Origin of the sequence: Janthinobacterium sp. YR213, assembly GCF_900099875.1 — a bacterium.
GTDB lineage: Bacteria > Pseudomonadota > Gammaproteobacteria > Burkholderiales > Burkholderiaceae_D > Janthinobacterium > Janthinobacterium lividum.
In genome coordinates, this window is the sequence record NZ_FNDA01000001.1 from 2,068,673 (window position 1) to 2,081,134 (window position 12,462).

Sequence of the window (12,462 nt, forward strand, 5' to 3'; positions counted from 1 at the left end):
CGAACACCGGCTATCATCTTAGTACGCCAGGGTACGCACGCCTTCCGGCATGCCCAGCAGGCAGACATTGGCGCCGCGCACGGCGAACAGGCCGACGGCGATGACGCCGACGATCTGGTTGATCTGCTGTTCCAGCGCCACCGGGTCGGCAATTTTCAAGCCCAGCACGTCGATGATTTCGCCGCCATTGTCGGTAATGAACGCTTCCGTGCTGCCGGCCTTCAGGCGCAGGCGGGGCGTGCCGCCCAGCGCAGCCAGCTGGCGCGATACGGCAGCGCGGGCCATCGGCACCACTTCCACCGGCAGCGGGAAGGCGCCCAGGGTTTCCACCAGCTTGGAGCCGTCGGCGATGCAGACGAACTGTTTCGCGACGGAAGCAACGATCTTTTCACGCGTCAATGCCGCACCGCCACCCTTGATCATGGCGCCGCTGGCCGTGATTTCATCGGCGCCGTCGATGTAGACGGCGATCGACTCGACATCGTTCAGGTCGAAGACGGGAATGCCATGGCCAGCCAGGCGCGCGGCCGTCGCTTCGGACGAGGCGACCGTGCCCTTGATGCTGTCCTTGATCTTGGCCAGTTCATCGATGAAAAAATTGGCGGTAGAACCGGTGCCGACGCCGATGATTTCACCTTTTACTACGTAGTCGATGGCGGCGCGGGCTACGGCTTGCTTCAATTCGTCTTGGGTCATGGCATTCAGGCTAAAGTGAGGAATGGCGCTATTTTAACGGATTGCCAGCCTGGCCAGCCGGCCAGCATGCCCGGCGATGCGACTCAATACAACAGGCAGGCGGGAAAACTTTGCCCTAGGGCAATCGCGCACCCAAATACACTCTATGCCCTCTAAAATATGCGAAAATGGCACGATAGTCCCATATGACGTTTCAGGAATAGCACATGAATCACAGTAAACAGGTACTTGTTGTCGATGACAGCCGGGTTTCACGTTTGATGTCGCATCAATTCATCCTCAGCAAACATGCCGACTGGCAAGTGATTGAGGCGGCGACGGGTGAGGAAGCCCTGGAAAAAGTCAAGACCGTCAACCCTGTGCTGATACTACTGGATGTCAACATGCCCGGCATGGGCGGCATGGCGGCGGCAGAACAATTGCGCGTGCTGTGCCCGCAGACGCACATCATTCTCGTCACGGCCAATGTGCAGAACGCCACCCGCAACCGCGCCAGCGAACTGGGCGTGGGCTTCATGGAAAAACCGATCACGGAAACGCGCATCCACCAGTTGATCGAATCACTGGGACTGTGAGCATGGTCAATCTTTCCGAACTCGAGAACGACGCCCTGGTAGAGATATTCAACATCGGGGTGGGCCATGCGGCGGCGGCCATGAGCGAGATCGTGAATGAAGAAGTCACCATGTCGGTGCCGTCGATCACCTTCCTGAACCGTGCCGACGCGGCAGCCTTGCTCGGCAGCAAGAAGGATGGCGAACGCATCTGCGGCGTCAGCCAGCATTACGATGGCGCTTTCGCCACCGAAGCCATTCTGATGTTTCCCGAGGACAAGAGCCTGGAAATCGTGCGCCTGATGGTGGGCGACGCCATGCCGCTGCAGGAACTGACGGAGATGGAACAGGAAGCGATGAGCGAGATCGGCAACATCATCCTCAATTCCTGCGTCGGAACCCTGGCCAACCTGTTTGACAGCGAACTGCATGGCTCGCTGCCCCTGTACCACGTGGGCACCAGCGCGGAAATCCTCTCCTCGTTCGGCGGCCAGGATGACGAAGCCGTCGTGCTGATGCTGCATATCGACTTCGTGCTGTCCAAGCACCAGATCCACGGTTATGTGGCATTCGTGCTCGACCTGTCCGCCTTGCACGACCTGAAACAGCAAGTCAGCCGCTACCTGGCCAAGGTGCTGGGACAGGCGTGACGATCATGCCGGATGTCTTGCATCGACTCGCCCTGCTCGAGAGCATACTCGGCGCCGTCAACCTGGGCGCCATCGTGCTCGATGAGCAGCATCGCATCGTGCTGTGGAATAAGTGGATGGCGCGCCACTCGGCCTGCCAGGCCGACGCCGTGCTGGGCCAGGATTTCTTCGCCGTCTTTCCGGAACTGCGGCACAAGCGCATGGATTCGGCCATCACCCAGGCACTGCGCGACAATTTCCAATCGCTGCTGTCGCAAACCCTGCACAAGGCGCCGTTTGCGCTGTACACGCATGGCGCGGCCACGGGCGGCAGCGACGGCGAGGAACGCATGCAGCAAGCCATCGCCGTCACGCCGATCAACCTGCCCGGCTCGCCACGCCATTGCCTGATCCAGATCAATGATGTCACCATCGCCGTGGGGCGCGAAAAGCTGCTGCGCGAACAGACCATGGTCTTGCGCTCGCAAACCTTTTCCGACGGCTTGACGGGCATCGCCAACCGCCGCCATTTCGACGTGGCGATCGAGAAGGAAATGCGGCGCGCCATGCGCACCAGCAGCCCGCTGTCGCTGCTGATGATCGATATCGACCATTTCAAGGATTACAACGACCATTACGGCCACCAGCAGGGCGACGATTGCCTGATCCGCGTGGCAGCCGAACTGGCCGCCATGCTGCAGCGCCCCACCGACCTGCTGGCCCGCTATGGCGGCGAAGAGTTTGCCGCCATCCTGCCCGACACGGACGCGGCGCAGGCGCTGCGCATGGCCGAGGCGATCCGCCAGCACGCGGCCGAGCTGCGCATTCCGCATGCCAAGACGGGCAATGACGTCAAGCACATCACAGTGAGCATCGGCATCGCCACGCAGCAGCCGCAGCAGCCGCTGGCCATCTCCGCCCTGATCGGCGCGGCCGACCGCGCCCTGTACCTGGCCAAGCGCGCCGGACGCAACCGCGTGATGGTGCAGCCGCTGTAAAAAAAGCAACATCGGAGAAAGGATTCCAGTAGACATCTTTACAGCGTGTGCGTAGACTCGTCATTGCTTGCAGCAACAATAACAAGAATTTATCTGTGGTATCTATCCCTGCGCATGGCCCCACCATGCGGGACATGGCCAGGAGCGCTTGTGAATCTCGATCCTCCCCTCAGATCAGGCTTGCCGGGTGCCGGCATGGATACGACCATGGTGAACGGCATGCGCCTGCTGCTGTCGAGCGCCACCCTGCTGACCCTGTTCATCGACCCTGAAAGCGCTGGCAAGCTGACCAAGATCACCTGGCTGATCTTTTCCGCGTACACCATGCACAGCCTGCTGCTCTACGTGCTGGCCCTGCTGGGCCTCAGCCTGCCCCAGGACATCTTGCTGTACTGGCTCGACGTGGCCTGGTATGCGCTGATCGTGTTTTCCACCAGCAGCCACAACAATTTGTTCTTCCTGTTTTTTTTCTTTGCCATCCTGACATCGTCGTTCCAGCGGGGCTTCGAGGAAGGCGCGCGCGTCACCCTGGCCTCGGCCGGCCTGTTCGCCGCCACCGCCCTGTTCGGCGAAACGGATGCGGAACTGTCGCGCCTGCTGCTGCGCACCACCTTCCTGCTGGCGCTCGGCTACATGATCGCCTACTGGGGTGGTTCGGCCATCACCCAGCGCAGCCACCTGGCGCTGCTGCGCGATGTCAGCCAGCTGTCCAATCCCCGCTTCGGCGTCGACCAGACCATCACCTCGGTGCTGGAAAAAACCCGCAGTTATTTCAACGGCCGCAGTTGCCTGCTGATCATGCAGGACAAGGGCACGCGGGTCTGGTCGCTGCGCAGCGTGATTCACACGGGCACGGGCGTCGTGCATACCAGCTCGCTCCTCAGCGACGACGCGGCCAGCCCCCTGCTCGCTTTCCCGCACGATAAAATCGCGCTGTACAACCAGCCCGCCGGCCCCTGGCTGCCATGGATAGGCGGCGCGCGCATGCTCGAGCCAAACAGCGGACGCTGGCTGCGGCATGACGACGCGGCGGGCGCCCGCCTGGCCGAACTGCTCGAAGCGCACGCCTTCATCAGCGCGCCGCTGCCCCTGCGCAATGGCAAAGGCAGGATCTTTATCGTGTCCGCCACCAGCATGAGCAAGACGGACGCCCTGTTTCTCAGCCATATCGGCGCGCAGGCGTTTCCCGTCATTGAAAACATCAACCTGCTCGACCGCCTGGCGTCGCAGGCGGCCTCGCGCGAACGCGAAAAGATCGCGCGCGACCTGCATGACACGGCCGTGCAGCCGTATATCGGCTTGCGCCACGGCCTGGCCGCCCTGCGCAACGAAGCCACGCCGGGCAACCCGCTGCTGCCGGAACTGGAAAAGCTGATCATCATGTCGGGCCAGGTGATCACCGACCTGCGCAGCTACGCGCGCACGTTCAAGAATGGCCAGGTGCAAAGCGAGCCGGAACTGCTGGTCGCGCTGCGCCGCCAGGCCACGCAGATCCGCGAATTCTATGGCATCGACATCGCCCTGCATATCGAAGGCGACCTGCACATCAACGACCGCCTGGCGGCCGAGGTGTTCCAGATCGTCAACGAAGGCATGAGCAATATCCGCAAGCATACGTCGGCGCGCCACGGCGCCGTCAAGCTGACCTGCGTGCAGGGCGCGCTGCACATCAGCATCGACAACGAATGCGCCGCCGCGCACGTCCCCGATTTCCTGCCCGACTCGCTGGCCGAGCGCGCCGCCGCCCTCGGCGGCACGGCCCGCGTCACGCATGGCATGCTGGGCAACACCTCCGTCCAGATCGAGATCCCCATATGAATGACGTACGCCACATGCCACCGGCCAGCCATGTCATCAGCGTCATGCTGGTCGACGATCACAAGACCATGCTGTGGGGCCTGGAGCGCCTGATCGGCGGCGAGCACTCCGGCATGCGCGTGGTCGCCACAGCGTCCGACGGCACCGAGGCGCTGGAGCAGGCGAAGGCGCTGCAACCGGACGTGATCGTGCTGGACCTGGACCTGGGCGGCATCAGCTCGCTGGCCATCCTGCCCGCGCTGGCGCAATGCGGCGGCACGCGCGTGCTGGTGCTGACAGCCAGCCACGACCAGGCCATCCTGGACCAGACGGTACTGAAAGGCGCACGCGGCATCGTCAGCAAGGACGCGCCGGCGGAGATGGTGTTGAAGGCCATCGAAAAGGTGTACCAAGGCGAGCTGTGGCTGGAACACGCGATGCTGGGACGCATGCTGACGCAGTTGACCCAGCCCGGCGGCGGCTCGGCGCACGCCATTGCCATCGCCAGCCTGACCCTCAAGGAAAGAAAGATCATCGCCGCGCTGGTGCACGGCAGCGGCACGCCGGCCAAGCTGCTGGCGGACCAGCTGTTCATCTCAGAACACACCTTGCGCAATCACCTGACATCGATCTACCGCAAGCTGGGCGTGTACAACCGCCTGGAACTGTACGCCTACGCCACCAAGCACCAGCTGGGCCAATTGCCGCCCGGCGCCTGATACCACTGTCCTCCTGCACGGCCACTGCACGGCCGCGCATTCCCTCCCATCGCCAAGCAGCGGCGCGGCATGCGCCCCTGCGTTCCTGCGCGCGCCAGACTCGAGCATGACAATTGTCACGAAAAAAACGAGCAGTTCCTCCTTGCAATAAAAGGACGTTCTTCTGATGTAGATCAAGGTGCCGACTTCTATAGTGGATTTACCGGAGTGCAAATCACCGCGCGGCCCACCACGACACGGAGCACAGCATGCGCCTTGACAAGTTTCTTCCGACGGCCCTGATCACCTATTTACAGGGCAAGGAAAAGGCTGCGTTCTACCGCTATGCCCTAGTGGCGGCCCTCATGGCGGTGGTCTGCATCATCGGATTGCTGGCACTGGGCGAAAGTCCATGAGCGCGCCAGGTCGTAGCACCAGGAAGCAACGCTGCAAAACCGTTTCATCCACCGTCGTACCTTAACCACCACCAGGAGTTGTCATGAACCTCATCAAAAACTTTATCCGCGAAGAAGATGGCGTCACCGCAATCGAATACGGCCTGATCGCTGCCCTGATCGCCGTGGTGATCATCGCCGCCGTCACCATCGTCGGCACGCAGCTGAAAAAAACCTTCAGCACCATCGGCACCAAGCTGACCACCGCCAATGCCTGACGCGCTGCTGTCCGGGCCGGCCCAGCGCCAGCCCGGACTACGCCGCCCAATATTCCCGGCACGCCCACCTTGACGAACGCATAGCGAGGCCCATCGTGAAATCTTTCTTCAGCCGTTTATCCGACGAGTCCGCCGTCACAGCGATCGAATACGCGCTGCTGGCCGGCCTGATCGCGGCAGTGCTGGTGGTCACGATCACCCTGCTTGGCGACCAGGTCAAGCTGCTGTTTGTCTACGTCAAGGACCAAGTGGTCCTGGCCCTGTCATGAACACCCTGCGCGCCTCGCTGCGCACCCACCGCGCCCTGCTGCTGATCGTGCTGCCGTACGCCGCCGTGGCGACGCTGCTGGCCGGCGGCCTGCCCAGCGCATCGGACACCCTCAACGTGCTGGCCGGCTTCTTCATGGCCATCCTGATTGGCCCCGTCTTCATCCTGTGCGGCTACACCATCCATGTCATGGTGATGAAACGCCCGCACCGCCTGTGCCACTATCTGTACCACGATCTGCGCCGCTACCTGAGCAACGAGCGCCTGCTGCACGCGCTGCCGGCCATGCTGCTGATCCCCGTCTTCGCGTCCAGCTTCACCGTCATCAAGGGCGCCATCCCCCGTCTGCATCCCTACACCTGGGATGCCACCCTGTCCGCCTGGGACATCGCGCTGCATGGCGGCAAGGCCCCATGGGAAAGGCTGCAGCCACTGCTGGGCCACCCGCTCGTCACGGGCTTGCTCAACTTCAGCTACCACTTCTGGTTCTTCCTGTTCTACGCCATCCTGTACTGGCTCATCCTCGACACGCGCCGGCCCCTGCTGCGCATGCAGTTCCTGCTCAGCTTTGCGCTGACCTGGATCGCCCTGGGCAGCATCCTGGCCGTGCTGTTTGCCTCGGTCGGCCCCTGCTACTACGGCCACCTGCATGCCAGCGACCCGTATGCGCCGCTGATGGTCTACCTGCATGACGCCAACCAGCACGTCCCCGTCTGGGCCCTGCAAGTGCAGGAGATGCTGTGGCAAGGCTATCAAAGCAAGGGCGCGAACGGTGAACTGGGCATTTCCGCCATGCCCAGCATGCATGTGGCCACGGCCGTGCTGCTGGCCATGATGGGCTGGCGCGTCAACCGCGCCGCCGGGATCTCGCTGACCGCCTTTGCCGTACTGATCCTGCTCGGCTCCATCCACCTGGGCTGGCACTATGCGCTCGACGGCTATGTGGGTGCGGCCGGCGCGGCGCTGGTGTGGCGCCTGGTGGGACGGCTGCTGGGCAGCCAGGCCGCGGCGCCGGCCATGCACATGGCCACGGCTCCCTGCATGAGCAAGGAAGGACTGACATCATGAACGCCCACCTGCCCATGCTGCTGTGCCTGGCCGTACTCGCCACCCTGCTCGCCGCCGCCCTGTGGCACGACCTGCGCACGCGCCGCATCCCGAACCGGCTGGTGCTGTGGGGCACCCTGGCGGGACTGATCATCAACAGCTTCGTGCCGTCCGGCGCCGGACTGTTCGACGCCTCCTTCGGCGGCCTGGGACTATTGCAGGCGCTGGCCGGCGCCGCCGCCGGACTGGCCCTGCTGCTGCCCATGTATCTGCTGCGCGCCCTGGGCGCCGGCGACGTCAAGCTGATGGCCATGTGCGGCGCCTTCCTCGGTCCCGACGCCGTGCTCGAAGCGGCCCTGCTGACCTTCCTGTGCGGCGGCGTGCTGGCCCTGGCCGCCGCGCTGGCCGGTCAGCGCCTGCGCCAGGTACTGAAAAACACCTATCACATGATGCTGGGCGCGCTGCTGCACAGCCTTGCCGGCGGCGCCGCCACGATCGCCGAACCGCCGCCCGCCACCGGCAAGCTGGCCTACGCCTTCGCCATTGCCAGCGGCACCCTGCTGCAGGTCTTCCTGCACTACACCCACCTGTGGAGCCTGCGCTGAAACGCGCCGCTCCGACGACCAGCCCCCTAGGACCTGACCATGCACACTCTCACCACCCTCTGCCACTCGCGCCACGCCAGCCTGTTCACCAGCATCGCCATGGCTTGCCTGTGGACGTTCTTCGCCAGTGCCCACGTGATGGGATTCCTGCACAGCGGCGACTGGAGCTATCTGCTGTTCTGCGCCGCCGAAACCCTGGCCGCCCTGTTCTTCATCGTGCGCACGGCCCCCGTCAGCGTTTCCACCGATGCGGGCGACTGGCTGCTGGCCATCGGCGCCACCTTCGCGCCCTTCCTTTTGTCTCCCGCCGACATGGCCATCTGGCCCGGCGCGCGCTACCTGCTGGCCGTCGGCAGCCTGCTGCAGATCGCCGGCCTGCTGTCGCTGAACCGCAGCTTCGGCCTGGTGGCGGCGCAGCGCGAAATCAAGACGGGCGGCGTCTACCGCGTGATACGCCATCCACTGTATGCCAGCTACCTGATTTCCCTGAGCGGCTACCTGCTGGCCAACACCTCGCCCGCCAACACCGTCATCTATGTCGCGACGATGAGCATGATGGTGATGCGCCTGCTGCGCGAGGAGCGTTTCCTGTCCACCGACGTGCGCTATCGCGTCTACATGCGCCAGGTGAAGTACCGCCTGCTGCCTTTCATCTTCTGATATCCGGCCACCCGAACGAGGAGTACCCATCATGCCTGACACCTATCCAGAACGCAGCGACGGCGGCGGCGTCGAACCGGCGGCCAAGCGCGCGCCACGCACGGTCGAGGAAACGGGATTGCCCTTCCTGTTCCTGGTCGAACTGCTGGTCAAGATACTCTTCCTGCGCGGCCAGATCGGCCTGCCCGCCCTGTCGACACACGTAAAACTGGGCGCCGGCGTGCTCGAACCGCTGCTCACCTTCATGCGCGCCGAAAAGCTGTGCGAAGCGCGCCGCAACGGCGGCAGCGGCACCGACGCCGACCTGTGTTACCTGCTGGGCGATCAGGGCCGCCTGCGCGCCGCCGAGTACATGCGCCGCAACGCCTACAGCGGCCCCGCCCCCGTCACCCTGGCCGACTACAGCAACCAGGTACTGGCGCAAAGCGTGGCGGACATGCAGGTCACCCGCGATGACGTGCAGCGCGAGTTCCGCGACGTGGTGGCCAGTTCGGCCGTGCTCGACCAGCTGGGCGCGGCCATGAATTCCGGACGCGCCCTGTTCTTCCACGGCCCCGCCGGCAGCGGCAAGAGCTACCTGGCCGAGCGCCTGAACGGCCTGCTCAGCGGCGCCATCGCCCTGCCCCATGCCGTGATGGTCGATGGCGAAGTGCTGCCCTTCCTCGACCCCATGCTGCACACCCTGTCACGCGGCGGCCTCGTGCCATCCGACCCGCGCTGGGTGCGCGCCGAACGCCCCGCCGTGCTGACGGGCGGCGAGCTGACGCTCGACATGCTGGACCTGCAATTCGACCATGGCAACCGCTTGTACCAGGCGCCGCCGCACCTGAAGGCCAACAACGGCATCTTCGTCATCGACGACCTGGGCCGCCAGCGCTGCTCGCCCGTGGAACTGATGAACCGCTGGATCGTGCCGATGGCGCGCCACATCGATTACCTGTCGCTGCACACGGGCTACAAGTTCCCCGTGCCCTTCGACGTCATCGTCGTGTTCTCGTCGAACCTGGCGCCGCAGCACCTGGCCGACGACTCCTTCCTGCGCCGCATCGGCTACAAGATCCATGTCGGCCCCCTGAGCGCCTACCACTACCTGGCCGTGTTCCGCAGCACCTGCGCCCAGCTGGGCATCAATTTCGACGAAGCCTCCTACACCTACCTGCTGCACCTGCATAGCCTCTACAAGCGGCCCTTGCTGGCCTGCTATCCGCGCGACATCCTCGCGCAGATCTGCGACCAGGCGCGTTATGAAGACCACCCGGCGCAACTGTCTCCGGAAGTCCTGTTCTGGGCATGGCAAAACTATTTCGGCAGCGATGACGACCTTGCAAGCACACACACCGGACCGGAAGCGGTCCAGCACAAAGGGGAAGCAAAATGAGAAACGCACGCGCTCTGACGATGATGGCCATTGCGGTCATCCTGGCGTTCGCCGCGGTCATCGTGGCCGCGCGCTGGATCAATGCCCAAGCCTCGGGCAACATCAACAAGGTGGCCGTGGCCCAGGTCGACATCAGCCTGGGGGCGCGCCTCACGCCCGACATGGTGCGCATGGTGGACTGGCCATCGAACGCGCTGCCGCCGGGCGCCGTCAACGATCCGAAACTGCTGGAAACGCGCGTCACGCGCACCAGCATCCAGCACGGCGAACCGATCATGGAAGGCAAGCTGGCGCCTCCCGGCACGCAAGGCGGCCTGTCGGCCGTCGTCGCCGAGGGCAAGCGCGCCATGACCGTGCGCGTCAACGATGTGGTGGGCGTGGCCGGCTTCGCCCTGCCCGGTAATTTCGTCGACATCCTCGTCAATACCCAGGGAGAAGGGGCCCGCAAGACGCCGGACCGCGACCCGAACATTTCCAAGATCGTGCTCGAACGCATCCTCGTGCTGGCCATTGCCCAGGAATCGAGCCGCGACGACACCAAGCCCAAGGTGGTCAACGCCGTGACCCTGGAGCTGACGCCGGAGCAGGCGGAAAAACTCGACCTGGCACGCAGCGTGGGCACCCTGTCGCTGGTGCTGCGCAACCAGGTCGAGGACAAGCCCGTCAACACGGAAGGCGCCACCAAGTCCAGTTTGCTCGATGAAAAGGTCGCCATGGCAGCCCCCGCCGCCATGGTGCAAGCCAAGCCGCTCCCGCGCCGCCGTCCTGCAACCACAGCCGCGCCACAGGCCGGTCCACGCGTCGATGTCATCAAGGGGCTGGAACGCAGCTCCCAACAATTCTAACCTGCACCAGAGGAGTCACGCCATGAGCACATATTGCACAGCAAGCGGAAGCCGGGTACTCAGCCTGGCGCTTGCCCTCGCCATGATCGGCGCCCTGGCGCCCCAGGCACGCAGCGAACCCGTTGCCGCCACCGCCGTTGCCGCCGACACCGGCGCCGCTCGGACCAGCCGGGCAGCCGCCCGCCCCAAGGCCACGCCGCCGCAAAGCGAATCACGCGCCGGCCGCACCGAGATGGCGCCGCAAATGAGTCTGGCCGAAGGCAAGTCGACCCTGATGCGCCTGCCGTTCGCCGCCAGCCGCATGTCTGTCGGCGACCCGCGCATCGCCGACGTCATCCTGCTCAATCCCAACGAGGTGTACCTGCTGGGCCGCTCCGTCGGCACCACCAACCTGATCCTGTGGAACAAGAGCAATGACGCCACCATCATCGACCTGGCCGTCGGCATCGACAGCAGCAGCCTGCAGGCACGCATGGCCGAGCTGCTGCCGAACGAAAAGATCAACGTCACGGTGGCGGGCGACACCCTGATCCTGTCGGGCATGGTCAGCGATGTCGTCAAGGCCGACCAGGCCCTGTCGCTGGCCAACGCCTATGTGCAGCGCAGCGCCCGCAGCGGCAACGCCGCCTCCGGCGCCGCGCCAGCCGCAGGCGCCGCCGCGCCCGCTCCCGCCGCTGCGCCCGATGCGGGCATGCCGCGCGTGATCAACCTGCTGTCGATCGCCGCGCCGCAGCAGGTGATGCTGGAAGTGAAGGTGGCCGAAGTATCGAAAGTGCTGGTCGACCAGCTGGGCGCCAGCCTGGGCATCAACAAGACCATCGGCAGCTGGTCGTACTCGCTGCTGTCCAGCCTGCTCAGCAACAATCCCAGCGGCTTGAGCGGCGCCAGCAAGAACAACTTCTTCAACCTCGACGCGCAAAAACGCGATGGCCTGATCAAGGTGCTGGCCGAACCGAACATCATGGCCATCAGCGGCCAGGAGGCCAGCTTCCTGGCCGGCGGCAAAATCTTCATCCCCGTCAGCCAGACCAACAATAACGGCGTGCCGACCATCACCCTGGAAGAGAAGGAATTCGGCGTGGCCGTGAAATTCACGCCCACCGTGCTCGAAGGGGGGCGCATCAACCTGAGGGTGGCGCCGGAAGTGTCGGACCTGAACAAGGACGGCATCGGCATCACCGCCACCGGCATCTCGGCCACGGCCATCCTGCCATCGTTTACCACGCGGCGCGCCACCACCACGGTGCAGCTGTTCGATGGCCAGAGCTTCGCCATCGGCGGCCTGATCAAGAACAACGTGACCAGCAATATCAAGGCCCTGCCAGGCCTGGGCGAAGTGCCCGTGCTGGGCGCCCTGTTCCGCAGCACGGACTTCCAGACGGACCGTTCGGAACTGGTCTTCATCATCACGCCGCACCTGGTCAAGCCGCTGCCGCCCGACTACAAGCTGCCCACCGACGGCTATATCCAGCCGACGCGCGGCGACATGTTCATGCAGGGAAAAATGGAAGGCAGCGCACCGGCGCCCGCCCCCGCAGCGGCACAGGCACCGGCCCCCATGCAGCCGCAAGCGGCCGCGCCCCAGCCTGCCGCCGGCTTCGACCTCAAATAGGA

General features: G+C 64.4%; 15 protein-coding genes. 14 read left to right on the forward strand and 1 reads right to left on the reverse strand.

What is annotated here, in order from left to right; translation table 11 throughout:
- Positions 1-18 precede the first annotated feature (18 nt).
- Entirely contained in the window at positions 19-696 is a 678-nt protein-coding gene (gene rpiA, locus BLT98_RS09055; protein WP_092606625.1) for a ribose-5-phosphate isomerase RpiA, read from the reverse strand.
- A gap of 206 nt (positions 697-902) precedes the next feature.
- Between rpiA and BLT98_RS09060 the strand changes: the two genes are divergently transcribed.
- From BLT98_RS09060 to BLT98_RS09120, 14 genes are all read left to right on the forward strand, one after another.
- A complete protein-coding gene (locus BLT98_RS09060) occupies positions 903-1,271 on the forward strand; it encodes a response regulator (protein WP_034786991.1) in 369 nt (122 codons plus the stop codon).
- A 2-nt stretch (positions 1,272-1,273) separates the two neighbouring features.
- Positions 1,274-1,900 (forward strand): chemotaxis protein CheC, encoded by a 627-nt coding sequence (locus tag BLT98_RS09065; RefSeq protein WP_034786994.1) that lies wholly within the window; start codon positions 1,274-1,276, stop codon positions 1,898-1,900.
- 5 nt (positions 1,901-1,905) lie between these two features.
- Positions 1,906-2,877: a sensor domain-containing diguanylate cyclase gene (locus BLT98_RS09070; RefSeq protein ID WP_070281254.1), complete on the forward strand. Its 972-nt coding sequence runs from the start codon at positions 1,906-1,908 to the stop codon at positions 2,875-2,877.
- Between the two features lie 150 nt (positions 2,878-3,027).
- Complete coding sequence (locus BLT98_RS09075) at positions 3,028-4,695, forward strand: sensor histidine kinase (protein WP_170846325.1); 1,668 nt, start codon at positions 3,028-3,030, stop codon at positions 4,693-4,695.
- Positions 4,692-5,393, forward strand: a complete 702-nt coding sequence (locus BLT98_RS09080; RefSeq protein ID WP_240317720.1) for a response regulator — start codon at positions 4,692-4,694, stop codon at positions 5,391-5,393. The genes BLT98_RS09075 and BLT98_RS09080 overlap by 4 nt, the downstream gene beginning before the upstream one ends.
- A gap of 248 nt (positions 5,394-5,641) precedes the next feature.
- The gene (locus tag BLT98_RS29140) at positions 5,642-5,788 is read left to right on the forward strand and encodes a hypothetical protein (RefSeq protein WP_157814672.1); all 147 of its coding nucleotides are present in this window, start codon (positions 5,642-5,644) and stop codon (positions 5,786-5,788) included.
- Between the two features lie 83 nt (positions 5,789-5,871).
- Positions 5,872-6,045 carry a Flp family type IVb pilin gene (locus BLT98_RS09085; protein ID WP_070281259.1) on the forward strand — a complete coding sequence of 58 codons (174 nt, stop codon included), beginning with the start codon at positions 5,872-5,874 and terminating at the stop codon, positions 6,043-6,045.
- A 95-nt stretch (positions 6,046-6,140) separates the two neighbouring features.
- Positions 6,141-6,314 carry a Flp family type IVb pilin gene (locus tag BLT98_RS09090; protein WP_071653370.1) on the forward strand — a complete coding sequence of 58 codons (174 nt, stop codon included), beginning with the start codon at positions 6,141-6,143 and terminating at the stop codon, positions 6,312-6,314.
- A complete protein-coding gene (locus tag BLT98_RS09095) occupies positions 6,311-7,381 on the forward strand; it encodes a phosphatase PAP2 family protein (protein WP_092606631.1) in 1,071 nt (356 codons plus the stop codon). The genes BLT98_RS09090 and BLT98_RS09095 overlap by 4 nt, the downstream gene beginning before the upstream one ends.
- Positions 7,378-7,965, forward strand: a complete 588-nt coding sequence (locus tag BLT98_RS09100) for an A24 family peptidase (RefSeq protein WP_052140553.1) — start codon at positions 7,378-7,380, stop codon at positions 7,963-7,965. The genes BLT98_RS09095 and BLT98_RS09100 overlap by 4 nt, the downstream gene beginning before the upstream one ends.
- Positions 7,966-8,004: 39 nt before the next feature.
- Entirely contained in the window at positions 8,005-8,625 is a 621-nt protein-coding gene (locus BLT98_RS09105; protein WP_034787006.1) for a methyltransferase family protein, read from the forward strand.
- A 31-nt stretch (positions 8,626-8,656) separates the two neighbouring features.
- Positions 8,657-10,003 carry an ATP-binding protein gene (locus BLT98_RS09110; protein ID WP_205412600.1) on the forward strand — a complete coding sequence of 449 codons (1,347 nt, stop codon included), beginning with the start codon at positions 8,657-8,659 and terminating at the stop codon, positions 10,001-10,003.
- Positions 10,000-10,848 carry a Flp pilus assembly protein CpaB gene (gene cpaB, locus BLT98_RS09115; protein WP_034787009.1) on the forward strand — a complete coding sequence of 283 codons (849 nt, stop codon included), beginning with the start codon at positions 10,000-10,002 and terminating at the stop codon, positions 10,846-10,848. Before BLT98_RS09110 ends, cpaB begins: the two co-directional genes overlap by 4 nt.
- A gap of 22 nt (positions 10,849-10,870) precedes the next feature.
- Positions 10,871-12,460 (forward strand): type II and III secretion system protein family protein, encoded by a 1,590-nt coding sequence (locus BLT98_RS09120; RefSeq protein WP_092606634.1) that lies wholly within the window; start codon positions 10,871-10,873, stop codon positions 12,458-12,460.
- Positions 12,461-12,462 lie beyond the last annotated feature (2 nt).